Origin of the sequence: Enterobacter sp. GD03975, assembly GCF_029838645.1 — a bacterium.
Classification (GTDB): Bacteria; Pseudomonadota; Gammaproteobacteria; order Enterobacterales; family Enterobacteriaceae; genus Enterobacter; species Enterobacter quasihormaechei.
Genome location: NZ_JAOBZC010000003.1, coordinates 291714 through 316213, shown reverse-complemented (window position 1 = coordinate 316213; position 24500 = coordinate 291714). Strand labels below are relative to the sequence as shown.

The window sequence follows — 24500 nt, the reverse complement described above, 5'->3', positions numbered from 1 at the left end:
CACAAGAGGAAAAGAGCCCCCGGACGGGGGCGGGGCAGGTTAGCGGGTAGCGGGCACGGATGAAACACGCGCGGGTGGGGAGAAGAAAAAATCGCCAAAGAGAGCGGTGGAGAGCTTACGAGCCCCCAGCCCGACCAGCGTGCAGACGAGCAGGCTGATAAACGGATAGACCAGAATCAACGCAAGTTCAGCCCAGACCGGCCAGTACGCCGCATTCATTTCACCGATCAGGATCAGGCTAAACGCCTCAATTAAAATGCGGTGGGTGGTGTAAATCGCGATAGTGTTCGACCCGATGACGTTCAGCAGATTATTGGGGTGAACGGCATAACGCTGCTCAATGCTGTAGAAAAGTTTCATGATGACCACGATCGACAGCAGAGAGAGCGGCAGAGGGACGTTAGCGAACCACAGCACCACGGACAGCGCGGCAGAGGCAATGAGTGCCAGCCAGCTGCGGCGCAGATTCAACCCTTTCATCCACGCCATCAGCTGCGCGCCGTACCATGCGCCGAGGCTGTAGTAGATCATATTGCGCACGACGCTGTTCATTCCCCACCACGGCAGCGGCAGGAAGTTAATGGCGACACTTGCCAGCGCCAGAACCCCCAGCATCGGCAGTTTCCAGCGGCTCAGCAGCTTACAGAGCGTGAAGTAAACCACTAACGCGTACAGATACCACAGGCTGGTGCTGGCCGTGAGCATCCCCAGCACAAACTCTGAAACGGAATCGGCGTAGGCCGCATTGGATGAGGTTGCCAGTTCACGCTCGGGGGCGAGCCAGGCGTTCAGATGGGTCAGCGCCTGCCATTGCAGTACGCCCCACAGCGCCAGCACCCAGACGATGCTCCAGATGCGCTTGTCGAGACTGGAGCGCCAGTTCACCTCGTCAATGTATCGGCGGATCAAGTAGCCGGAGATGAAGAAAAATACCGGCATACGGAACGGGGCGAGGTAAAGGTTAAAGTAGACCCAGCATTTGGCGAGAAGGCCTGATAGCGGATGCTGTAGCCCGTCCAGGTGAGGATAAAAGGTGATCACCGAGTGGTAAATTACCACCAGGCAGATGCACAGGCCTTTTATCTGGTTAATCCATAATGCTTTTTGTTTCATGGTGCGTGACGACCTTGTTGCCATAAACGAAACGCCGATTGTTGTAAAATGAAGCCCTGATGTAACGGGTAACAGTCTGTATCAGGACGATTTTCGGAAAAGGTGGAGGCTGTCTGGCGGAAGTTCGGTCAGTAGCATGATGATTTATCTGAATTTTTCGGAAAAATGATTACCGAATCTTACGGTTTCAGTCATTTACGCTTAACGGATTCGCTTATATACTCGTGGGTCTGCTATCAGCAAACAGACGGATTTCATGTATCAACCTGTCGCACTCTTCATAGGCTTACGTTACATGCGTGGGCGCGCCGCGGACCGCTTCGGTCGCTTTGTCTCCTGGCTTTCGACTATTGGCATTACGCTTGGCGTGATGGCACTGGTGACGGTGCTTTCCGTCATGAATGGCTTCGAGCGCGAGCTGCAAAACAATATCCTGGGGCTGATGCCGCAGGCCGTTCTCTCTTCCACTCAGGGTTCCGTTAACCCGCAACAGCTGCCGGAAAGCGCGGTGAAGTTACAGGGTGTCACCCGCGTTGCGCCCCTTACAACGGGCGATGTGGTGCTGCAAAGCGCCCGCAGCGTGGCGGTCGGGGTGATGCTCGGTATCGATCCGGCGCAAAAAGATCCGCTGACGCCGTACCTGGTTAACGTGAAGCAAACCGACCTCGAACCGGGTAAATATAACGTCATCCTCGGCGAGCAGCTGGCCGGGCAGCTTGGCGTTAACCGTGGCGATCGGCTGCGCGTGATGGTGCCCTCAGCCAGCCAGTTTACGCCGATGGGGCGTCTGCCAAGCCAGCGCCTGTTCAACGTGATTGGCACGTTTGCGGCGAACAGCGAAGTCGATGGTTACCAGATGCTGGTGAACATTCAGGACGCCTCGCGTCTGATGCGCTACCCGGCGGGCAATATTACCGGCTGGCGTCTGTGGCTTGACGCGCCGCTGAAGGTAGACACTCTTAGCCAGCAGGCGTTACCGGAAGGGACGAAATGGCAGGACTGGCGCGATCGTAAAGGCGAGCTGTTCCAGGCCGTGCGCATGGAGAAAAACATGATGGGGCTGCTGCTAAGCCTGATCGTGGCCGTTGCCGCGTTTAACATCATCACCTCGCTGGGGCTGATGGTGATGGAGAAGCAGGGCGAAGTCGCCATTCTGCAAACCCAGGGCCTGACCCCGCGTCAGATCATGGCGGTATTTATGGTTCAGGGCGCCAGCGCCGGCATCATCGGTGCGCTGCTCGGGGCGGCGCTGGGCGCGCTGCTCGCCAGCCAGCTCAACAATCTGATGCCGATCATCGGCGCGCTGCTTGATGGCGCGGCGCTGCCGGTGGCTATCGAGCCGCTACAGGTGGTCGGTATTGCGCTGGCCGCGATGGCCATTGCGCTGCTTTCTACGCTTTATCCTTCCTGGCGGGCTGCCGCCACTCAACCCGCTGAGGCTTTACGTTATGAATAAGATCCTGTTGCAGTGCGACAACCTGTCCAAACGCTATCAGGAAGGCGCTGTGCAGACCGACGTGCTGCACAATGTGAGCTTTAGCGTGGGTGAAGGCGAGATGATGGCGATTGTCGGCAGCTCCGGCTCCGGCAAAAGTACGCTGCTGCACCTGCTGGGCGGGCTGGACACTCCAACCGAAGGCGATGTGATCTTCTCCGGACAGCCGCTGAGTAAAATGTCATCAACGGCGAAAGCCGAGCTGCGTAACCGCGAACTGGGCTTTATCTATCAGTTCCACCATCTGCTGCCGGACTTCACGGCGCTGGAAAACGTGGCGATGCCGCTGCTGATTGGTAAAAAGAAACCGGCGGAAATTAATGCCCGCGCCAGCGACATGCTAAACGCGGTAGGGCTGGGACATCGCGGTAATCACCGTCCGTCCGAGCTTTCCGGCGGTGAGCGTCAGCGTGTGGCGATCGCCCGCGCGCTGGTCAACAACCCGCGTCTGGTGCTGGCGGATGAACCGACAGGTAACCTCGATGCGCGTAACGCAGACAGCATTTTCCAGCTTCTCGGCGAACTGAACGCCGCGCAGGGTACCGCGTTTCTGGTGGTGACCCACGATTTGCAGCTGGCTAAGCGGATGGGCCGTCAGCTGGAAATGCGCGACGGTCGTCTGAACGCAGAACTGACGCTGATGGGAGCGGAGTAATGGCTTCACCGTTATCGTTACTCATCGGGTTACGCTTTAGCCGCGGTCGTCGCCGGAGTGGGATGGTATCCCTTATCTCCGTGATCTCCACCATCGGCATTGCCCTGGGCGTGGCGGTGCTGATCGTCGGCTTAAGCGCCATGAATGGCTTTGAGCGTGAACTGAATAACCGCATTCTGGCCGTTGTTCCTCACGGTGAAATCGAGCCGGTTAACCAGCCGTGGTCCAACTGGCAGGATGCCCTGAACAAAGTGGAAAAAGTGCCGGGCATCGCGGCTGCTGCACCTTACATCAACTTTACCGGGCTGGTGGAGAGCGGGGTAAACCTGCGCGCCATCCAGGTGAAAGGGGTAAATCCTCGTCAGGAAGCACGTCTGAGCGCGCTGCCGCGCTACGTGCAAAATGGCGCATGGGCAAACTTTAAGGCCGGCGAGCAGCAGATCATCATGGGTAAAGGCGTTGCCGACGCGCTGAAGGTGAAGCAGGGCGACTGGGTATCGATCATGATCCCGAACGCCAGCGCCGACCACAAATTGCAGCAGCCTAAACGCGTGCGTCTGCACGTGACCGGTATTTTGCAGCTAAGCGGCCAGCTCGACCATAGCTTCGCCATGGTGCCGCTGGAAGATGCCCGTCAGTACCTGGACATGAGCGACAGCGTGACGGGGATTGCCATTAAGGTTAACGACGTTTTCAACGCCAATAAGCTGGTGCGTGATGCCGGCAGCGTGACCAATAGCTACGTCTACATCAAAAGCTGGATAGGCACTTACGGCTATATGTACCGCGATATCCAGATGATCCGCGCGATTATGTATCTGGCGATGGTGCTGGTGATTGGGGTGGCGTGCTTCAATATCGTCTCGACGCTGGTTATGGCCGTTAAGGATAAGAGCGGCGACATCGCCGTGCTGCGTACCTTAGGGGCAAAAGACGGTCTTATTCGCGCCATTTTCGTCTGGTACGGTTTGCTGGCGGGGCTGTTTGGCAGCCTCTGCGGCGTGGTCATCGGCGTGGTGGTGTCCCTTCAGCTGACGCCGATTATCAACGGGATTGAAACGCTTATCGGCCATCAGTTCCTGTCCGGCGATATCTATTTTATTGACTTCCTGCCGTCTGAACTGCACTGGCTGGACGTTATTTATGTGCTGGTTACAGCACTTTTACTGAGTCTGCTGGCAAGCTGGTATCCGGCGCGTCGCGCAAGCCGTATCGATCCGGCGAGGGTATTAAGTGGCCAGTAATTTCGTCATGGTTTAGCGGTCTTTGGGCCGCTGAATCAAGCAGAGGAATGCATCATGTATTACGGATTTGATATTGGCGGCACCAAGATTGCGCTCGGCGTGTTTGATAACGATCTCACACTCCGGTGGGAAACGCGCGTACCCACGCCGCGTGAAAGCTACGATGAATTTTTAACCACTATCGCCGCGCTGGTAGCGCAGGCGGATGAGCGGTTTGGCGTCAAGGGCAGCGTCGGCATTGGAATTCCGGGTATGCCCGAAACCGACGACGGCACGCTGTATGCCGCCAACGTTCCCGCTGCCAGCGGCAAGCCGCTGCGCGCCGATCTCTCAGCCCTCCTTCAACGCGACGTGCGCTTAGACAACGATGCCAACTGCTTTGCCCTTTCCGAAGCCTGGGACGACGAGTTTCGTCGCTATCCGCTGGTGATGGGGCTGATCCTCGGGACGGGCGTCGGCGGCGGGATTGTCATTAACGGCAAGCCCATTACCGGACGCAGCTACATCACCGGCGAATTTGGCCACATTCGTCTGCCGGTGGACGCGCTGGACGTGGTCGGGCGCGATTTCCCGCTTACCCGCTGCGGCTGTGGTCAGCACGGCTGCATTGAAAACTATCTGTCGGGACGGGGGTTTGCATGGCTGTATGAACACTTCTATCATCAGAAACTTGAGGCCCCCCAAATCATTACCTTGTGGGAACAAGGGGATGCGCAGGCGCGAGAGCACGTTGAACGCTATCTCGACCTGCTGGCGGTGTGTCTGGGCAACATCCTGACCATCGTCGACCCGGAGCTGCTGGTGATTGGGGGAGGGCTGTCAAACTTCACTGCGATTACGGAACAGTTGTCCGGGCGTCTGCCCCGACATTTATTGCCGGTCGCCCGCGTGCCGCGCATTGAGCGTGCGCGACACGGGGACGCAGGAGGCATGCGCGGAGCCGCATTCCTTCATCTCACCGATTAGTTTACGAGGTTACTATGCTGTCGCGTCGCCAGGGTCGACTCAGCCGTTTTCGCAAAAATAAACGCCGCTTACGTGAACGCCTGCGTCAGCGGATCTTTTTCAGAGACAGGATGATGCCAGAAGCGATGGATAAACCCAGAGTGGTGGTGTTGACCGGGGCGGGGATTTCCGCCGAGTCCGGTATTCAGACCTTCCGCGCGGCGGACGGGCTGTGGGAAGAACACCGAGTTGAAGATGTGGCGACGCCGGAAGGTTTCGCCCGCGATCCGGCGCTGGTTCAGGCGTTCTATAACGCCCGCCGTCGTCAGCTTCAGCAGCCGGAGATTGCGCCAAACGCGGCGCACCTGGCGCTGGCAAAGCTGGAGGAGGCGCTGGGAGATCGTTTTCTGCTGGTGACGCAAAACATCGACAATCTTCACGAAAGAGCCGGTAACCGCAACGTCATTCACATGCACGGCGAACTGCTCAAGGTGCGGTGCGCATGGAGCGGTCAGGTGCTGGACTGGAAAGAGGACGTGCTGGACGAAGACCGCTGCCACTGCTGCCAGTTTCCTTCGCGTCTGCGTCCGCACGTGGTCTGGTTTGGCGAAATGCCGCTGGGAATGGATGAGATCTACAGTGCCCTGGCCATGGCGGACGTCTTTATCGCCATTGGTACCTCAGGCCATGTCTATCCGGCGGCGGGATTTGTGCACGAAGCGCGACTGCAAGGTGCCCATACGGTGGAGCTCAATCTGGAGCCAAGCCAGGTCGGCAGCGAGTTTGAAGAGAAGCATTACGGTCTGGCAAGCGAAGTGGTGCCGGCCTTTGTGGATAAACTCCTGAAGGGGCTGTAAGGGTAACGGGCGAACTTGCGTCGCCCGTTATGCATTAACGACCGGCTTTCAGCTTCTGATAATACTCTTCATAAAGGCGGCTCGCGTCACCGACGTCGTTCTGCCATTCCCCTTTGCTGATGGTTTCAGCGTCCGGATAAAGCGATTTATCATTCGCCACTTCAGGGCTTAGCAGCTTCCGCGCGGCCAGGTTCGGCGTCGGATAGCCAATGGTTTCCGCCACCTGTTTTGCCACGTCCGGGCGCAGCAGAAAGTTAATCAGCTTCAGGGCGCCATCCACGTTTTTCGCATTAGCCGGAATTGAGAGGCTGTCCATCCAGAAGATCCCGCCTTCTTTTGGCCAGACCACCTCCAGCGGTGTCCCGGCCTGACGCGCAACGAACGCCGAGCCGTTCCAGACCATCCCCAGGTTCACTTCACCTTCCATATACGGGTTAGCCGGGTTATCGGAGTTGAACGCCGCCACGTTTGGCATCAGCTTTTTCAGTTCGTTATACGCCGCTTCGATCTCTTTCGGATCGGTGGTGTTGCCGGAATAGCCGAGTTTACGCAGCGCAATCTGGAACACTTCGCGCGCATCGTCGGTTAACAGCAGGCTGCTTTTGTATTCCGGCTTCCACAGGTCGGCCCATGAGGAAACCGTTTTTGGATCGACGGCGTCGCTGTTGACGCCAATTGCCGTCGCGCCCCAGATGTAGGGAATGGAGTAGTCGTTGTTGGGATCGAACGGTTTGTTCAGCATCTCAGGATCGAGGTTTGAAAAATGGGTTAGCTTCGTTTTGTCGATCTTCTGGATCATGCCCTCTTTGCGCATTTTGTCGACGAAATAGGTCGAGGGCACCACCAGGTCATACGCGCCATCTTTGTAGGTTTTAAGCTTGGCATACATGGTCTCATTCGACTCATAGGTGGAATAGATCACCTTGATGCCCGTCTCTTTGGTGAACTGCTCCAGCAGGCCCGGCGGCACATACTCGGTCCAGTTGTAGAAATAGAGCGTTTTACTGTCATCAGCGTGCGCGGCACCCATGCCAAGCACCAGCGCCGCAGCGGCAAGCATTTTTTTCATTTCTGTGTCCCCTGAGATTTTGTTTTATCACGAGCAATAACCTGGCTGGCAATGACCAGAACCAGCGATAACACCAACAGAATAGTCGCCAGCGCGTTCACTTCGGGTGAAACACCGACTTTAACCATTGAGTAGATCTTCAACGGCAGAATTTCATAGCTCGGCCCGGTGACGAAGGAGGACACGACCACATCGTCCATCGACAGGGTAAAGCTGAGCAACCACCCGGCTGCCACGGCAGGCATCGCCAGCGGCAGGATGATTTTGCGCAGAATAGTCATCTCGCTGGCACCCAGATCTTTCGCCGCTTCAAGCATGCGCACGTCGAACCCTTTCAGACGCGCGTAGACGGTCACCACCACAAACGGCAGGCAGAATGTGATATGCGAGAACAGCAGCGACCAGAAACCGAGCTGGACGCCCAGCAGCATAAACAGCACCAGCAGTGAAATGGCCATCACGATGTCCGGGGACATCATCACCACAAACAGCATGCCGCTGACGAACGGCTTACCGCGAAAACGGTAGCGGTACAGCGCCACGGCGGTCAGCGAACCAATCAGCGTCGCGAAGGTGGCAGAGAACACCGCCATCGTGAGCGAGTGCTGTGCGGCCTGGAGCAGGCTGTCATTGTTCATCAGCAGGCCATACCATTTGGTGGTAAACCCTTGCCAGTTGATCCCGAAGCGTGAACTGTTAAACGAGTTCACGATCAAAATGATTATCGGAATATAGAGATACGCATAAATGGCGGTCATAAAACCGCCGCGAAGCAGTCGACCGATCATTCCAGCTCCACCTTCTTATTCAGCAAGCGCGAGGCACGCCAGTAGACCAGCAGCATCAGCCCCATCACCACCGTCAGCGTAATGCTGGTGGCCGAGCCGAACGGCCAGTCGCGGATGTTCAGGAACTGGCTCTTGATCACGTTGCCGATCAGCAGGTTTTTCGCCCCGCCCATCAGGTCCGACACGTAGAACAGGCCCATCGCCGGCAGCATTACCAGCAGACAGCCGGCGATAATGCCCGGCATGGTCAGCGGAATAATGATGCGGATAAAGGTTTGCAGCTTGCTGGCCCCCAGGTCTCTCGCGGCTTCCAGCAGCGGTTTATCAAGCTTTTCAATGCTGGAGTAGAGCGGCATCACCATAAACGGCAGCAGGATATAGACCAGGCCGACGATCACCGCGCTCGGGGTGAACATAATGCGGATCGGCGTATCGATAATCCCCAGCCACAGCAGAAACTCGTTCAGATAACCTTTGGTGCTGAGGAAGATCTTCAGCCCGTAGATGCGGATTAACGAGTTGGTCCAGAAGGGCACAATCAGTAAAAACAGCAGTAGCGGACGCACTTTTTGCGGCAGGCGAGCCAGGAACCACGCGAACGGATACCCCAGCACCAGGCAGGCAACGGTGGCAATCAGCGCCATGTTGAGCGAGTGCAGCAGCACGTCAAAGTAGAGCGGATCGAGCAGACGCGCGTAGTTGTCCAGCGTAAAGACCATCGCGACGAAGTTCGCGTCGTCGCGGGTCAGGAAGCTGGTTACAATGATCATCAGGTTGGGTAGAAAGACAAACAACACAAGCCAACCGACGATCGTGGCAATCACCACATTCTGGAACTTACTTGTGTTCTTCATCAGCCAGTACAACCTCCCAGCTTTCTACCCAGTTGATGACCATCTTCTGATCCAGCGAGTGGTCGAAGTCCGGATCGTCCTCGTTGAAGAACTCGCTGACCATCACCATTTTGCCGTTTTCCAGTTCGACCACGGATTCGAGGGTCATGCCTTTATAGTTGCGTTCGCGAACGTAACCGATCAGACCTTCGGCGTCAGCCGTGTCGTGGATCTCATCAACGCGGAGATCTTCCGGGCGCAGCAGGACGTTGAGCCTTTGTCCCTTTTCCACGGCAAAGTTCACCGTGATGTTGCATTCGCGGCCTTCCACGTTGGCGCGCACGCGCTGCTCGTCCAGACGCTCAATCACCGTGGCGTTGAAAATATTGATTTCACCAATGAAGCTGGCGACGAACAGGTTTTTCGGCTCTTCGTAAATTTCACGCGGCGTGCCGTCCTGCTCGATCTTGCCGTCGCGCATCACCACGATACGGTCCGACATGGTCAGGGCTTCTTCCTGATCGTGAGTAACAAACACGAACGTGATGCCGAGCTTACGCTGAAGCGCTTTCAGCTCGTTCTGCATCTGCTTGCGCAGCTTGTAGTCCAGCGCGGAGAGGGATTCATCCAGCAGGAGCAGGCGCGGTTTGTTGACCACGGCGCGGGCGATGGCCACGCGCTGCTGCTGTCCGCCGGATAGCTGATGCGGCTTTCGCTGGGCAAACTCTTCCAGCTGTACCATGCGCAGGGCTTCGGTGACGCGGGGCGGGATCTCGCTGGCCGCTGTTTTTTGCATCCGCAGGCCAAACGCCACGTTCTCAAACACGGTCATGTGCGGGAACAGGGCATAGCTCTGAAAGACGGTATTGACGTGGCGATCTTCGGCAGGAACCTGGGTAATGTCCTGGTTCTCAAGATGGATGTGGCCGTTATCGACGCTTTCCAGCCCGGCGATAAGGCGCAGGACGGTGGTTTTGCCGCAGCCGGAGGGGCCAAGCAGCGTGAGAAACTCACCGTCATTGATGGTCAGATTCAGGTCGGAAATGACGTCTTTGCCATCAAAACTTTTACGAATTCGTTCCAGTTGCACCAGCGGTGAAAGGGAACGGGGTTGTGTATTCAATTTTCGCGCTGTCCCATATAGACGCCTCAGGCAGCAGACTGAAGCGGGGTTTGTGTGTAACCACCTTGGTGACTCGTAATGAGGGCGGACATTCTACGGCAAACCCATTGAATCGCCAATCCTTCTCACTTATTCATAAGCTACATTTATTAACGCAGAACGATATAAACGTAAAAAGTTCTCGTTTGCGGGATAAAAGTGACCTGACGCAATATTTGCGTTTTGCTGCTTACTGATAATGTTGTCACAAAAAGTGAGGGTGACTGCATGGATAAACTACTTGAGCGTTTTTTACATTACGTTTCGCTGGATACCCAATCTAAGCCGGGTGTCCGACAGGTGCCAAGCACCGAAGGCCAGTGGAAGCTGCTCAACCTGCTGAAAGAGCAGCTTGAGGCCATGGGGCTGGTCAACGTCACGCTGAGCGAAAAAGGTACCGTGATGGGAACGCTGCCGGCCAACGTTGAGGGCGATATCCCGGCGATTGGCTTTATTTCTCATGTCGATACCTCACCTGATTTTAGCGGTAAACACGTTAATCCGCAGATTGTTGAAAACTACCGCGGCGGTGATATCGCGCTGGGGATTGGTGACGAAGTGCTGTCGCCGGTGATGTTCCCGGTGCTGCACCAGCTGCTGGGGCAGACGTTAATTACCACCGATGGCAAAACCCTGCTGGGCGCCGATGACAAAGCGGGTATCGCCGAAATCATGACGGCGCTGGCGGTGCTGAAGGGACAAAATATCCCGCACGGCGATATTCGCGTCGCCTTCACGCCGGATGAAGAGGTGGGTAAGGGCGCGAAACACTTTGACGTTGAGGCGTTTAACGCTCAGTGGGCGTACACGGTCGACGGCGGCGGCGTGGGCGAACTGGAGTATGAAAACTTTAACGCAGCATCGGTGACGATCAAAATCGTCGGGAATAACGTCCACCCGGGCTCTGCGAAAGGAGTGATGGTGAACGCGCTGTCGCTGGCCGCGCGTATTCATGCGGAAGTTCCCGCCGAAGAGAGCCCGGAGATGACGGAAGGGTATGAGGGTTTTTATCATCTGACCAGCATCAAGGGGACCGTGGATAGCGCGCAGATGCACTATATTGTCCGCGATTTTGACCGCAAAGCCTTTGAGGCGCGCAAGCGTAAGATGATGGAGATCGCGAAAAAGGTCGGCAAGGGGCTGCATCCGGATTGCTATATTGAGCTCATCATTGAAGACAGCTATTACAATATGCGCGAGAAGGTGGTGGAGCATCCGCACATTCTGGATATCGCCCGGCAGGCGATGCGCGATTGTGACATCGAGCCGGTGATGAAGCCGATCCGGGGTGGAACCGATGGTTCGCAGCTGTCGTTTATGGGCCTGCCGTGCCCGAATCTGTTTACCGGCGGGTATAACTACCACGGTAAGCATGAGTTCGTAACGCTGGAAGGGATGGAGAAAGCGGTGCAGGTGATTGTGCGAATAGCCGAGTTAACCGCGAAGCGGTAGCCGTGTTATGCCGGGTGGCGGCTACGCCTTACCCGGCCTACGTTCATTGATTTTGTAGGCCCGGTAAGCGCAGCGCCACCGGGCAATCGGCAAGGAGTGCCTATGTCAAACTACCGCCGCCATTACATCCCCGGTGGGACCTGGTTTTTCACCGTCAATCTGCAAAACCGCCAGAGCGATTTGCTTACTCGCCACATCGAAAGCCTGCGTTCCGCTACCGCCGCGGTTAAGCGTGCTAAGCCCTTCACCATTAACGCCTGGGTTGTCCTGCCTGAACATATGCACTGTATCTGGACCTTACCGGAAGGGGACAGTGACTTTTCGGCGCGCTGGCGCGACATCAAAAAAACGTTCAGCCGCAGCATTGAGATGCGCCACGTCTGGCAACCGCGTTTCTGGGAACACACCATTCGCAATGAACAGGATTACCGGCGGCATAGGGATTACGTCAACATCAATCCGCTGAAGCATGGCTATGTCAGCAAAGTCATTGACTGGCCCTATTCAACGTTTCATCGGGATGTGCTTGAAGGGCTATATCCCGCAGAGTGGGCGGGTGAGGAGGAGGATTTTGCGGCGGGGGAGCGGAAGTAAAAAAGCCGGGTGGCGGCTACGCCTTACCCGGCCTACATTCCGATCGTAGGCCCGGTAAGCGAAGCGCCACCGGGCATTAAAGCGATTCAGTCTTCAAAGAACCAGTACCCGCTGTTCACCAGCGCGGCCAGCATGGCGAGGAACGACGGATCGTCCAGCGCGTCGCCAAAGGTATCCGCAGACAGCACCATATGGCTGGCAATCGCTTCCAGCGCCGGACGGTGCGGGGAGTCCAGACGCTCGCCGTTGACGAATACCTCTTCGCCAATGCGCAGCACGCGTAATCCGCCCAGACGAACCAGCTTATCGCCCTGCTGGAGCGCATCATAAATTTCATCTGCCTGATACGGTGGCTCTGGCGGTGCGACGTCCAGTTCATGACGCGACTGGCTGATAAACTCGCCAAACCACTGTCTGAAGTGATCCGGTTCGCCGATCAGATCCAGCATCATACCGCGCAGCTTATCCAGCTCCTCTGGCAGAATATCTGCCGGATGCTCACGCGCCGGAACGTCCGGATCGCTGTAACGGTAGCTGCCCAGCTCGCGCTGTAAAACATAATCAGCAAACCCGCTGATCATCTCGCGGCCGCTTGGCGCGCGGAAACCGACCGAATAGTTCAGCGAGTTTTCCAGCGAATAGCCTTCATGCGGGAAGCCTGGCGGGATATACAGAATGTCGCCCGGCTCCAGCTCTTCATCTATGATCCCTTCAAACGGATCGACCTGAAGCAGGTCAGGGTGCGGGCAGTGCTGCTTCATTGGCACCTTTTCGCCCACGCGCCAGCGACGGCGACCGGTACCCTGAATGATAAACACGTCGTACTGATCCAGATGCGGACCGACGCCGCCACCGGGAACGGAGAAGGAGATCATCAGATCGTCCATTCGCCAGTCCGGCAGGGCGCGGAAGGGGCGCATTAAGGCTGCGGTGGGTTCGTGCCAGTTGTTGACCGCCTGCACCAGTAAAGACCAGTTGCTTTCGCCCAGGTGATCGTAACTTTCAAATGGACCGTGGCTGACCTGCCATTTTCCGTCCTGGTGGCTCACCAGACGGCTGTCCACCTCGTTTTCCATCGCCAGACCCGCGAGTTCGTCAGGGGAAATAGGGTCGATAAAATTGCTGAACCCGCGTTTCAGAACGACCGGGCGTTTTTGCCAGTAACGTTCGATAAAATCGGGCCAGTTAAGCGTTAATTGATAATCCATATTTTTGTTTTCCGCAGGCTCTTACTGAGACGGATTATAACGGAAGCAAAGAACCCTGGGGGCGAGATCTGCGTATTTTTCACATTCCGGGTTAACTATCGTTCGATACGGGCTGTTGACGGCCAAAAATGACCTCCATATGGGCGCCGCCCAGCAAACTTTCACCGGTTTCGATCTTGCCGTCGTACTGATCGACGATTTCCCGGGCGACGGCCAGCCCCACGCCCTGGCCCGGACGCAGCGTATCGGCGCGCTGACCCCGGTCAAATACAACTTCGCGTTTATTACGGGGAATGCCAGGACCATCGTCCTCAACGATAATATGCAGTTCGTTATCCGTTACACGCGCGGACACCTCGACAAACTCCAGACAATACTTACAGGCGTTATCGAGCAGGTTCCCCATCACTTCCATGAAGTCATTCTTCTCGCCGACAAAGCTAATTTCCGGTGAGATATCCAGGCTGATATTGACCCCTTTACGCTGGTATACCTTGTTCAGCGCAGAAGTGAGGTTATCCAGCAGCGGGGCTACCGGGTGCAGCTCGCGGCTCAACAGGGCGCTTCCGGAACGCATGCTGGCGCGGTGCAGGTAATAACCAATCTGCTGTGAAATTCGGCTGATTTGCTCCAGCATCACAGGCTCGGCGTCATCCACGCTCATTTTCGAACTGCGCATGGAACGCAGGGTACTTTGCATCACCGCCAGCGGGGTTTTCAGGCTGTGCGTAAGATCGGTGAGCGTCGTGCGATACTTGTCGTAACGTTCACGTTCGCTTTTCAGCAGGCGGTTGAGGTTGCGCACCAGGCTGGTCAGCTCGCGCGTGGTCTCCGGGTTCAGCTTCTCGCGGTGATGCTCCTCCAGCTCGCGCACCTCTTTGGCGAGGGACTCAATCGGACGAAGGCTCCACCACGCAGCGACCCACAGGAGAGGGATTACCAGCAGCAGGTTGGCAGCCAGAACGTACACGAACCAGTTCCAGACCATATACGAGCGTTTTAGCTCAACCGGTATGGTATCGATCACCACAATGGTCAGCTGCGGCATGTTCAGGGTAGCGGGATACAGGTTGATGGCCACCGAGTGGGTCATCTCCGTGTCGTCATCTTCGGCGCGGATCTCATTGAGCTTGTTCTGTAACGCCCGATCGTCACGCAGCAGGATGCTGGTCGAGTTGAGGTCGGCTTCTATTTCGTGAAATCCGTTGGTTTTCAGCCATTCCGGACGGATGCGTTTTTTCAGCCAGGGAACATCACGCTGCGCCCACAGCAATTTGCCTTTTTCATCGTAGATCAGCGCCAGCGTCGGGCTCTGCTGGTTCAGGTTTTCCGGCATCTCGACGGTGATTTGGTTGTTCTCCCATTTCGCCAGGGTATAAAACAGGTTACTTTCGCCGCGAAGCAGGCGGAAGGTGGTTTTATCGAAGCTTACGCTGTACCCGACCAACGCCACCATTCCGTAGGAGAGCGACAGCACCAGCACGACGGCGGCGGTTGCCAGCAGAAAGCGAACCCGCAGCGAAAGGGGTAATATGTGGCGCAAAATCCCTTTCATTTAGCGTAATTCGAACAGGTAGCCCTGACCGCGCACGGTGGTGATCACGTCGTGCGGGTACTGCGCCTGAATTTTTTTGCGCAGGCGGCCCATCAGTACGTCAATGGTATGGCTTTCGCGCAGCTCGGCATCCGGATAAAGCTGAAGCATCAGGGAGTCCTTGCTCACCACTTTACCGTTGTTACGGATCAGCGTTTCCATAATGGTGTATTCGAATGCGGTCAGCTTGATCACTTCATCATTAATGGAAAATTCGCGGCGGGAGAGATCCACCTGGAACGGCGGCAGAGAGATCACCTGCGACGCCAGCCCGCTGTTACGGCGCAGCAGCGCCTGCATACGCGCGGCAACCTCTTCAATATGGAAGGGTTTGGTAACGTAGTCGTCCGCGCCTGCGCTCAATACTTCAACCTTGTCCTGCCAGCCTTCGCGAGCGGTCAGCACCAGCACCGGCAGCGAAACGTCATGGCTACGCCAGCGGCGGATAAGGGACAATCCATCTTCATCCGGCAGCCCTAAATCGACGATGGCGATGTCCGGCAGGTGTTCATTGAGATAATAATCGGCCTCTTTTGCGTCTTCGGCATCGTCCACCTGATGGCCCATCTCCTGAAGCTGAACTTTCAGGTGATGACGTAGCAATGCGTTATCCTCAACAACCAGTACGCGCATCATCACTTCTCCCTATATAAATGGTATGAATAGTTTAACGCTGATTATCCAGGTTGACACCAGCGTGATGAAATTAAATGGTTTTTTCATGCCCTAAAAAAGCGCGAGTAATATAAACCGACTTGTTTTCGCAAGCTTCCGCATTCCGGATAAAACAGCCATCTGTTTATTAACTGTTGAGGGCGCGCGGCATTTTTGCCAGAACGGGCATTGAGGGGGGTACAAATCCCGCGAGGTACTTAAGCTGCGGGCAAGTTTTGTAAATATTGCCCTTTTTTTTTGTAAGGATGTTTTCGATCTTTCCATCTTTGTCTACGCTTATTTTATGGTGCGAAATTAGATCCGCATAATATGTACCAGTAAATCAGCATTTTTACACAACTAAACAGCAATTTATCGAGTAAAGAGGCATTTATGGAATGGAAGGTTGTTGAGACTATTGCGAGCCCCGAAAGCGGTACCCTCTTTTGCAAGGTTGAAACACATTATGGCCTGAATTACATCCTGTGGCTTAAAGGGGATTATTACGTTCGTGCAGGTGAAATCATCACCACCTCAAGCCAGGGGATCCTGATTAACGACCGACGCCGAAGAGTATGGATAGCGCAGGCAATGCCCTTTACATCAATAGGTTGGATGGGTTTCAAAAAGAAAAATGCGTGTCCAGGGAACCGGCAGGAGATGGATCGCCCGTGCACCGTTGAGACGCCGTGCCAGTTCAGGCTGTGCCCGTTTGGCCTGAAACGCTATATTCCGGAAAGTTATTCCACGACAAAAAATAACAATCAATCTGACAGCAGGCTTTAATCCCGGCAAAGCCTGTAACGAGGCATGAAAACGTCGGCACGATGTTGAAAAGCAGCCCCCTTTCCGGATGGAAAGGGGGAGGGCGATTACTTCAGCTCGTCAACCATGGTAATGGCACGGCCAATATAGTTTGCCGGGGTCATCTCTTTCAGGCGCGCTTTTTCTTCTTCTGGCAGCGCCAGACCGTCGATAAACTGCTTCATACCTTCAGCATCAACGCGTTTACCGCGGGTCAGCTCCTTGAGTTTCTCATACGGTTTTTCAATGCCGTAACGACGCATCACGGTCTGAATCGGCTCCGCCAGCACTTCCCAGTTGTGATCCAGTTCGTCCAGCAGACGGTCGCGGTTCACTTCCAGTTTGCTCACGCCTTTCAGGGTAGACTGATACGCGATCAGCGCATAGCCAATGCCCACGCCCAGGTTACGCAGCACCGTGGAGTCGGTCAGGTCGCGCTGCCAGCGGGATACCGGCAGCTTGCTCGCCATATGCTGCAACACGGCATTCGCCAGACCCAGATTACCTTCGGAGTTTTCAAAGTCGATTGGGTTCACCTTGTGCGGCATGGTGGACGAACCGATTTCCCCGGCGATGGTCTTCTGCTTAAAGTGATTCAGGGCGATATAACCCCAGACGTCGCGATCGAAGTCGATCAGGATGGTGTTAAAGCGCGCGATGCAGTCAAACAGCTCGGCAATGTAGTCATGCGGCTCAATCTGGGTGGTGTACGGGTTCCACTGAATGCCCAGAGAAGTCACGAACGCTTCGCTGAACTGGTGCCAGTCCACTTCCGGGTACGCGGCGATGTGGGCGTTGTAGTTACCTACCGCGCCGTTGATTTTGCCGAGGATCTCAACCTGCTCCAGCTGACGATACTGGCGTTCCATGCGGTACGCCACGTTCGCCATCTCTTTACCCATGGTGGACGGGGTTGCCGGCTGGCCGTGCGTACGGGACAGCAGCGGAATGTCGCGGTACTCCACGGACAGGGCTTTCACCGCATCAATGATTTTACGCCAGTAAGGCAGAACCACCTCTTTGCGCGCGGTGGAGAGCATCAGCGCATGAGACAGGTTGTTGATATCTTCAGACGTGCAGGCGAAGTGAATAAATTCAGATACCGCGTGCAGGGCAGGGGCGCTTTCCACTTTCTCTTTCAGGAAGTACTCAACCGCTTTCACATCGTGGTTGGTGGTGCGTTCAATGGTTTTAATGCGCGCGGCATCTTCTTCGCTGAACTCAGCAACGATTTTATCAAGGTAATCGTTTGCCTTTGCGTCAAAAGCAGGAACTTCCTTGATTGCTGTCTGGGCGGCCAGCTTTTGCAGCCAGCGTACTTCAACCTGAACACGGAACTTCAGCAGGCCATATTCGCTGAAGATCCCGCGCAGCGCGCTGACTTTATCGCCGTAGCGTCCATCGACAGGGGATACGGCGGTCAGTGAGGATAATTCCATAATTCGCAACTCCGGGAGGTTAACAATGAGCAAGAATTTGTTTTGCCTGAGTCGTCAGGCGATGACGAGAAAACATTAACTGTAGGCGGCCACCGCCGACCTGTTGCCACAGCACCGCGGCACGAATGCCTGCCAGCAGCGAGGCGCGAACCTTCGCCTGCACCTGTGGGCTTTGCAATACGGCAGGAGAACCCGTGACCTGGATACGCGGGCCGAGCGGGCTAATCACGTCGACGTAGATACCCGCCATCGCGCTCAGCAGGGTCTCAGACTGGAGGTCAAAATGGTCGAGCTGGCGCTGTAGCCCGGCGATGCGGTCGCCCAGGGTATTCATTGCCCCTTTTGCCGCGTTCAGCTTACGTTCCAGTACCATCAGGCTTAAGGTATAGCGGGTCAGTTCCGCGTTCAATCCCTGACGGTTGCTGGCGTTGAGCACGCCGAGCAGGGTTTCAAGACCGAGACGAAGGTTAGTTTCACTGCCGCCAAAGACGCCCAGCGTGGAGCCCGGGTTGAGATCGATAACGCTGTTAAGTGAAACGTGCAGGGCATCGGCGTCGCAATGACCCTGATGCGCCAGTTGTTGCACCAGACGGGCTGACTGGCAAATTCCCGCCAGCGCCAGGGTGATGTCGTAGTAGTTCTTCGCCACACGGTCTCCTTTATGTGTGCAAACGGTTTAAACAGCAGGCAGCGGCAGGCGCTGTTCAATGATCCCACCGCCGAGGCAAATGTCGCCGCTGTAGAAAACAGCTGACTGGCCAGGGGTAACGGCGGAAACCGGCTCGTCGAAACGCACGTCAATGCGGTCGTCATCCAGTGCGGTTACGGTGCAAGGGATGTCCGTCTGGCGGTAGCGCGTTTTCACGGTGCAGCGCAGCGTGCCTTTCAGCGGCTCGCGATCGACCCAGTGCAGCTGCTGCGCGATAAGTCCAACGGACATCAGGCGCGGGTGGTCGTGACCCTGAGCCACCACCAGAATATTGTTCTCGACGTCTTTGTCGACCACGTACCACGGATCTTCGCTGCCGTCTTTGGTGCCGCCAATACCCAGACCTTTGCGCTGGCCGAGGGTGTGGTACATCAGTCCCTGATGCTGGCCGATTTCGTCGCCATCAACGGTGACAATTTTGCCCGGTTGTGCAGGCAGATAGCGGCCCAGGAATTCGCGGAATTTACGCTCGCCGATAAAGCAGATACCGGTGGAGTCTTTTTTCTTCGCGGTGATCAGATCCAGCTCTTCAGCAATTTTACGCACTTCCGGCTTTTCCAGTTCGCCGACCGGGAACAGGCTCTGGGCAATCTGTTCGTGGCTCAGCGTATAAAGGAAGTAGCTCTGATCTTTGTTGCCGTCCAGTCCGCGCAGCAGCTGGCTTTTGCCATTCACGTCCGCGCGACGCACGTAGTGGCCGGTCGCGATGTAATCCGCGCCCAGGTCTTCAGCGGCGAATTCCAGGAAGGCTTTGAATTTGATCTCTTTGTTGCACAGGATATCCGGGTTCGGCGTGCGGCCCGCTTTGTACTCTTCAAGGAAAAGCTCAAAGACGTTGTCCCAGTATTCTGCGGCAAAGTTAACGGTGTGCAGTTCGATGCCGAGCTTATCGCACACGGCCTGCGCATCGGCGAGATCCGCAGCGGCAGTGCAGTATTCCTCGCCATCGTCTTCCTCCCAGTTCTTCATGAACAGGCCCTCCACCTTATAGCCCTGTTGCTGCAACAGGTAGGCGGAAACGGAGGAATCGACACCGCCGGACATGCCGACGATCACTTTTTTCTGGCTGTTATCTGACATGGAATACTCACGACATTGAACTTCAAGGCGGCGTATTCTATCACGCCCCCCCACCATTGACACCCTCTGTAAACGGCCAGTTAAACTCTCCGATGACATCCAGCGGCAGGCGGCCCGCAGACTGCCAGCAGCGGATGCTTTCGGCAACCAGCGGCGAGCGCAGGTTTGGCGCGGTCAGGATCTCCTCGGCAGTCACCCACAGACAGCGATCGATATCGTCGTCGTGCGGTTCAGTGGCGCACGTTTCGTTAAGCTCAACGGCGAATAAAAAGCGCAGGAAAGGCGTGCGGTCAGGCGCTATCCACTGATGCATGCGGATAAAGTGCTGCGGTTCGGCACGGATACCCGTCTCCTCCCACAGCTCGCGCTTTGCCGCCTGGAGCAAGGTTTCATTGGCTTCAAGGTGCCCGGCTGGCTGATTCCACAGCGCTTTGCCGTTGATGGTCTCTTCCACCACCAGGAATTTGCCCTGCGCGTGGACCACGCAGGCGACCGTAACATGAGGTTTAAACATCAGTTCTCCTTGGGGGTAACGTCACGCCATTCCCCGTTTGCCAGTGCGTCCAGCGTGTAGCTCCCCATCGCGTAGCGAATGAGTCGCAGGGTAGGGAATCCCACGTGCGCAGTCATGCGCCTGACCTGTCGGTTGCGGCCTTCATAAAGGGTGATTTTAAGCCAGCTGGTGGGAATGGATTTGCGCTCACGAATCGGCGGATTGCGCGGCCACAGCCACTCGGGCTCATTCACGCGCTCAATACCCGCAGGCAGGGTGGGACCGTCGTTTAACGTCACGCCGTTGCGCAGCTTTGCCAGCGAGGCGTCGTCCGGCTCGCCTTCAACCTGCACGTAGTAAATTTTTCCGGTACGTTTTCCCGGCTGAGTGAGCCTGGCCTGTAGGACGCCGTCGTTAGTGAGCACCAGCAGCCCTTCGCTGTCGCGATCCAGTCGCCCGGCCGCGTAGACACCCTGTACGGGTATAAAATCCTTCAGCGTGCTGCGCCCGGCTTCATCGGTAAACTGCGGCAAAACATCGTAGGGTTTATTGAACAGTATGACCCGCGTCGGCTGGGTTTCTGGCATTCTTCTGGTCGCTTGTTGTGAGCTGAATCGCTCAACCCGGTGTTTTCTAAAAGAAGTTTTCTTCATGGTATTTTCAGGCTTTATCAATTGCCGCATTATAGCCTAATAACGAAGACCTTTCATGGCGTCGGACAATCAGGTACTATCGGAAGGCTCATTACAATTTATTAACATAAGATCAGTAACAACCAGAAGCGCTCGAAGGAGAGGTTAATGGAAAGCAAAGTAGTTGTTCCGGCGGAAGGTAAAAAGATCACCCTGCAAAACGGCAAGATTAACGTTCCTCACAACCCGATTATCCCGTTCATCGAAGGTGATGGTATCGGCGTAGACGTTACCCCGGCAATGCTGAAAGTGGTTGATGCCGCTGTTGAGAAAGCCTACAAAGGCGAGCGTAAAATTTCCTGGATGGAAATTTACACCGGTGAAAAATCCACTCAAGTTTATGGCCAGGACGTCTGGCTGCCAGCCGAAACGCTGGACCTGATCCGCGACTATCGCGTTGCTATCAAAGGCCCTCTGACCACGCCAGTTGGCGGCGGCATTCGCTCCCTGAACGTGGCGCTGCGTCAGGAACTGGATCTGTATGTGTGTCTGCGTCCGGTACGTTACTACCAGGGCACCCCAAGCCCGGTTAAGCACCCGGAGCTGACCGACATGGTTATCTTCCGTGAAAACTCTGAAGACATCTACGCCGGTATCGAATGGAAAGCGGATTCTGCTGATGCAGAAAAAGTGATCAAATTCCTGCGCGAAGAGATGGGCGTGAAGAAAATTCGCTTCCCAGAGCATTGCGGTATCGGCATTAAGCCGTGCTCCGAAGAAGGGACCAAGCGTCTGGTGCGTGCAGCTATCGAATACGCTATCACCAACGACCGTGACTCTGTGACCCTGGTGCACAAAGGCAACATCATGAAGTTCACCGAAGGCGCGTTCAAAGACTGGGGCTACCAGCTGGCGACCGAAGAGTTCGGCGGTGAGCTGATCGACGGCGGCCCATGGCAGAAGATTAAGAACCCGAACACCGGTAAAGAGATCGTCATTAAAGATGTGATCGCCGATGCGTTCCTGCAACAGATCCTGCTGCGTCCTGCTGAGTATGACGTGATCGCCTGTATGAACCTGAACGGTGACTACATCTCTGATGCGCTGGCAGCTCAGGTTGGCGGTATCGGTATCGCGCCGGGCGCGAACATCGGTGACGAGTGCGCTCTGTTCGAAGCCACTCACGGTACTGCACCGAAATACGCGGGCCAGGACAAAGTCAACCCAGGCTCTATCATTCTGTCCGCAGAGATGATGCTGCGTCATATGGAATGGTTCGAAGCCGCAGACCTGATTGTTAAGGGTATGGAAGGCGCGATTAACGCGAAAACCGTCACCTATGACTTTGAACGTCTGATGGAAGGCGCTAAACTTCTGAAATGCTCAGAGTTTGGCGACGCGATTATCGCGAACATGTAATCCACTCGCTGGGTTAAATGACAACGGGAGCCTGAGGGTTCCCGTTTTTTATGCACAAAAGACGGAAAAACGCTATGAACCATGATATCCCGCTCAAGTATTATGACATCGTCGATGAGTATGCGACTGAAACGGCGAAACCGGTCGAAGAGGCAGAGCGTACGCCGCTGGCACGCTATTTCCAGCTGCTGCTCACTCGCTTATACAACAATGAGGAAATCAGTGAAGAGGCGCAGCGGGAGATGGCTGTCGAGGCGGATATTGATGAAGCGCGCATTGACGATATCGCAAACTTTCTGAATCAATGGGGCAATGAATAACGCTTCATCGTGCTGAGTCTGCCAGCAGGCTGGCCAGGTCGCGCCGGGTTAACGATTTTGAAAAGTACCAGCCTTGCACGAGGGCATCAGGATATCTCTGGGCGATGAACTGATATTGCGTTTCGCTTTCGACGCCCTCAAACACGAGGGTTTTGTGCAGCTTAGCGAGCGCGTCGCAAAAGATCGCCAGAATATCCTGTTTATAATGCTCGTTGATGCCATCCACTAACGACTTATCCACTTTGATTTCGTCATACTTGAGGTTTGACAGCCTGGCCAGATTAGAATTTTGCACGCCAAAATCGTCTATGGAAATTTTGACGCCTGCCGATTTAAGCTCCTCACAAAACTCTTCAAGGATGGCCGAGGTGGACACGCCATTCTCGGATAATTCGATCTTTATTAACGATAAGGGAAGCGCGTGCTGTAGGCATTCATGGCGTAATACCGCCAGGAATTTGCCGTCTTCAATTTCCGTTCGCCCAACGTTCAGTGAAATCATGAGCTGATGTTCAGTGGCCAGCGCGGCAATTTCCGACAGGGATTTTTTAATCATGTTCCGGTAATAAACGTTATACAGCCCAATTTTTTTAATCAACGGGATAAACAGCTCGGGAGAAACCTCTTTGTGGTTGTTATCCTGCCATCTCGATAACACTTCAACCCCAACGATTTTCTTATCAGCAACCCGAATAATGGGCTGAAAGTGTACGCTGATGGTATTCGCTTTCACCGCTTTGACCAGCGTACGCTCCAGAGAAAGCCGGTCTTCGTAAAGTCGCAGAGAAAACAGCGTCAGCGATACCCAGATAAAGTATAAAAACAGGCACAGGAGCACCATCACTACGCGGGACAGCGATGCCAGTCCGGCGTTGTGATGGGTGACGGTAACGCACAAATCCCAGCGGGTGCTGCACTGCGTCACGGTCTGCGTGAATAGCAGAGACGACAGGCGGCTAAGGTTATCTGTAGGAGACGTAACGGTGAAAAAGGTCCGGTCGAAATCTTTCGTGGAAGAACGAAGTGAATAGTTGGCGGTAACGGGAGAAAATTTATCGTAGGCTGTACGTGACGTGAAGATAATAAGATGGTTATAAATTGTCGCATTGCCCACAAAGAAATCTTTCTGTGAAAATTGCGCCAGGCTGAATCCGTTCAGAGTGTCATGAAGCTCAGAGGGAAGGGCGATGGGATTTGCCAGCTTGCCCCAAAATGCGGTGCAGGTGATTTTCCCATTTTCAATAAACCCCACATCGGCGAAATAGAGACTCTGCATCTTTAATTTACGGTAGTCGTTCAGACTCGCGCTATCGCATCCCTTCGCGGAAGTCGTTTTAAGCGTGCTGGCGATAATTTGCGTCAAGTCTTCGGAATAGCGTAACAGCGTGTGGGAGATCTCCCTCTGCCGGTCCTTTTGCTGCTCAACGATGATGGCGTTAACAGCATACAGCGACAGGACGACCAGAAAGGTTGAGATGATAGCAACGCTAATGGCCTTCTTCATATTCCTGCTGTCCCGCCACGTCCTGAGGTGCAGGGATCTTAACACAGGTCATAAAAGCTACAAGTATGAGAGAAGAGCCAGCGCGGTATCGCCGTGCAGGCTACGTTCTATTCAGAACCACTCAAACCGTGTGGAGAGCAGTAACAGTAGCGTACTGGCAGAAATTAGATTCAGGCAGATGACAAATTTGCTCGATACGTTCATGTTATCAATTCTTTGCTGTTCAGTAGCCACAGAGAATAGCGTTTCGCCACCTGCGATAAAACGCCAGATTTTGGTGGGTTTAGGCAAAAAAAAGCCCACTAAAAAGTGGGCAAGAAATACTGGAAGCAATGTGAGCAATGTCGTACTGAATACCTGAGTGATTTGCTCAACCATTCAGTATTGAGAAAGATAATCTTTCTCAACAAAAGATGCAACCCCACGATTCATGTGGA

25 protein-coding genes are annotated in these 24500 nt (G+C 55.1%); 10 read left to right on the top strand and 15 right to left on the bottom strand.

The genetic code is table 11. The features are described from left to right. Positions 1-39: 39 nt before the first annotated feature. A complete protein-coding gene (locus tag N5C09_RS07850) occupies positions 40-1113 on the bottom strand; it encodes an acyltransferase family protein (RefSeq protein WP_279748800.1) in 1074 nt (357 codons plus the stop codon). Positions 1114-1369: 256 nt separating this feature from the next. Between N5C09_RS07850 and lolC the strand changes: the two genes are divergently transcribed. The 5 genes from lolC to cobB are packed head-to-tail and all read left to right on the top strand — an operon-like array spanning position 1370 to position 6309. Then, complete coding sequence (gene lolC, locus N5C09_RS07845) at positions 1370-2569, top strand: lipoprotein-releasing ABC transporter permease subunit LolC (protein ID WP_063449046.1); 1200 nt, start codon at positions 1370-1372, stop codon at positions 2567-2569. Continuing rightward, positions 2562-3263, top strand: a complete 702-nt coding sequence (gene lolD / locus N5C09_RS07840; RefSeq protein WP_032624471.1) for a lipoprotein-releasing ABC transporter ATP-binding protein LolD — start codon at positions 2562-2564, stop codon at positions 3261-3263. Before lolC ends, lolD begins: the two co-directional genes overlap by 8 nt. Next, complete coding sequence (lolE, locus tag N5C09_RS07835) at positions 3263-4507, top strand: lipoprotein-releasing ABC transporter permease subunit LolE (RefSeq protein WP_063449045.1); 1245 nt, start codon at positions 3263-3265, stop codon at positions 4505-4507. The genes lolD and lolE overlap by 1 nt, the downstream gene beginning before the upstream one ends. Before the next feature lie 54 nt (positions 4508-4561). After that, positions 4562-5473, top strand: a complete 912-nt coding sequence (gene nagK / locus N5C09_RS07830; protein WP_279748799.1) for an N-acetylglucosamine kinase — start codon at positions 4562-4564, stop codon at positions 5471-5473. A 14-nt stretch (positions 5474-5487) separates the two neighbouring features. Then, on the top strand, positions 5488-6309 hold the full coding sequence (gene cobB / locus N5C09_RS07825) for a Sir2 family NAD+-dependent deacetylase (protein ID WP_063449043.1): 822 nt from the start codon (positions 5488-5490) through the stop codon (positions 6307-6309). 34 nt (positions 6310-6343) lie between these two features. Here the strand turns inward: cobB and potD are convergent, their stop codons facing one another. The 4 genes from potD to potA are packed head-to-tail and all read right to left on the bottom strand — an operon-like array spanning position 6344 to position 10152. Then, positions 6344-7378 (bottom strand): spermidine/putrescine ABC transporter substrate-binding protein PotD, encoded by a 1035-nt coding sequence (gene potD / locus N5C09_RS07820; protein WP_063449042.1) that lies wholly within the window; start codon positions 7376-7378, stop codon positions 6344-6346. Further along, on the bottom strand, positions 7375-8166 hold the full coding sequence (gene potC / locus N5C09_RS07815) for a spermidine/putrescine ABC transporter permease PotC (RefSeq protein WP_015570805.1): 792 nt from the start codon (positions 8164-8166) through the stop codon (positions 7375-7377). The genes potD and potC overlap by 4 nt, the downstream gene beginning before the upstream one ends. Further along, complete coding sequence (gene potB / locus N5C09_RS07810; protein ID WP_063449041.1) at positions 8163-9020, bottom strand: spermidine/putrescine ABC transporter permease PotB; 858 nt, start codon at positions 9018-9020, stop codon at positions 8163-8165. The genes potC and potB overlap by 4 nt, the downstream gene beginning before the upstream one ends. Further along, positions 9004-10152 carry a spermidine/putrescine ABC transporter ATP-binding protein PotA gene (gene potA, locus N5C09_RS07805; RefSeq protein WP_165498414.1) on the bottom strand — a complete coding sequence of 383 codons (1149 nt, stop codon included), beginning with the start codon at positions 10150-10152 and terminating at the stop codon, positions 9004-9006. The genes potB and potA overlap by 17 nt, the downstream gene beginning before the upstream one ends. 237 nt (positions 10153-10389) lie before the next feature. On the opposite strand from potA, the gene pepT reads away from it, so the two are divergent. Beyond that, positions 10390-11613, top strand: coding sequence for a peptidase T (gene pepT / locus N5C09_RS07800; RefSeq protein ID WP_063866386.1), 1224 nt, complete (start codon positions 10390-10392; stop codon positions 11611-11613). A 102-nt stretch (positions 11614-11715) separates the two neighbouring features. After that, positions 11716-12207, top strand: coding sequence for a transposase (locus N5C09_RS07795; RefSeq protein ID WP_279748798.1), 492 nt, complete (start codon positions 11716-11718; stop codon positions 12205-12207). Positions 12208-12293: 86 nt separating this feature from the next. Here the strand turns inward: N5C09_RS07795 and N5C09_RS07790 are convergent, their stop codons facing one another. The 3 genes from N5C09_RS07790 to phoP all read right to left on the bottom strand — a co-directional run bounded on the left by N5C09_RS07790 (position 12294) and on the right by phoP (position 15642). Then, positions 12294-13415, bottom strand: coding sequence for a cupin domain-containing protein (locus tag N5C09_RS07790; protein ID WP_112791733.1), 1122 nt, complete (start codon positions 13413-13415; stop codon positions 12294-12296). 91 nt (positions 13416-13506) lie between these two features. Then, positions 13507-14970: a two-component system sensor histidine kinase PhoQ gene (gene phoQ, locus N5C09_RS07785; protein WP_063866389.1), complete on the bottom strand. Its 1464-nt coding sequence runs from the start codon at positions 14968-14970 to the stop codon at positions 13507-13509. Then, positions 14971-15642 carry a two-component system response regulator PhoP gene (gene phoP, locus N5C09_RS07780; RefSeq protein WP_026094318.1) on the bottom strand — a complete coding sequence of 224 codons (672 nt, stop codon included), beginning with the start codon at positions 15640-15642 and terminating at the stop codon, positions 14971-14973. It lies immediately after the preceding gene. 414 nt (positions 15643-16056) lie between these two features. On the opposite strand from phoP, the gene N5C09_RS07775 reads away from it, so the two are divergent. Next, positions 16057-16449 carry a hypothetical protein gene (locus N5C09_RS07775; protein ID WP_172807016.1) on the top strand — a complete coding sequence of 131 codons (393 nt, stop codon included), beginning with the start codon at positions 16057-16059 and terminating at the stop codon, positions 16447-16449. Positions 16450-16535: 86 nt separating this feature from the next. Here the strand turns inward: N5C09_RS07775 and purB are convergent, their stop codons facing one another. The 5 genes from purB to rluE are packed head-to-tail and all read right to left on the bottom strand — an operon-like array spanning position 16536 to position 20871. After that, the gene (gene purB, locus N5C09_RS07770; protein WP_279748797.1) at positions 16536-17906 is read right to left on the bottom strand and encodes an adenylosuccinate lyase; all 1371 of its coding nucleotides are present in this window, start codon (positions 17904-17906) and stop codon (positions 16536-16538) included. A 19-nt stretch (positions 17907-17925) separates the two neighbouring features. Continuing rightward, the gene (hflD, locus tag N5C09_RS07765) at positions 17926-18555 is read right to left on the bottom strand and encodes a high frequency lysogenization protein HflD (protein WP_006809213.1); all 630 of its coding nucleotides are present in this window, start codon (positions 18553-18555) and stop codon (positions 17926-17928) included. A gap of 27 nt (positions 18556-18582) precedes the next feature. Then, complete coding sequence (gene mnmA / locus N5C09_RS07760) at positions 18583-19695, bottom strand: tRNA 2-thiouridine(34) synthase MnmA (RefSeq protein ID WP_063449034.1); 1113 nt, start codon at positions 19693-19695, stop codon at positions 18583-18585. Between the two features lie 40 nt (positions 19696-19735). Continuing rightward, entirely contained in the window at positions 19736-20209 is a 474-nt protein-coding gene (locus N5C09_RS07755) for an NUDIX hydrolase (RefSeq protein ID WP_063449033.1), read from the bottom strand. After that, complete coding sequence (gene rluE, locus N5C09_RS07750; RefSeq protein WP_279748795.1) at positions 20209-20871, bottom strand: 23S rRNA pseudouridine(2457) synthase RluE; 663 nt, start codon at positions 20869-20871, stop codon at positions 20209-20211. Before rluE ends, N5C09_RS07755 begins: the two co-directional genes overlap by 1 nt. Before the next feature lie 117 nt (positions 20872-20988). Here rluE and icd point away from each other — a divergent pair, with 117 nt between their 5' ends. Together icd and N5C09_RS07740 are read left to right on the top strand one after the other, a co-directional pair. Further along, entirely contained in the window at positions 20989-22239 is a 1251-nt protein-coding gene (gene icd / locus N5C09_RS07745; RefSeq protein ID WP_045327001.1) for an NADP-dependent isocitrate dehydrogenase, read from the top strand. Between the two features lie 74 nt (positions 22240-22313). Beyond that, the gene (locus tag N5C09_RS07740) at positions 22314-22559 is read left to right on the top strand and encodes a YmjA family protein (protein ID WP_112791735.1); all 246 of its coding nucleotides are present in this window, start codon (positions 22314-22316) and stop codon (positions 22557-22559) included. A gap of 4 nt (positions 22560-22563) precedes the next feature. On the opposite strand, the gene N5C09_RS07735 is transcribed toward N5C09_RS07740, so the two are convergent. Continuing rightward, on the bottom strand, positions 22564-24063 hold the full coding sequence (locus N5C09_RS07735) for an EAL domain-containing protein (protein WP_279748792.1): 1500 nt from the start codon (positions 24061-24063) through the stop codon (positions 22564-22566). A 111-nt stretch (positions 24064-24174) separates the two neighbouring features. After that, on the bottom strand, positions 24175-24267 hold the full coding sequence (gene yncL / locus N5C09_RS07730) for a stress response membrane protein YncL (protein WP_203466158.1): 93 nt from the start codon (positions 24265-24267) through the stop codon (positions 24175-24177). Positions 24268-24500 lie beyond the last annotated feature (233 nt).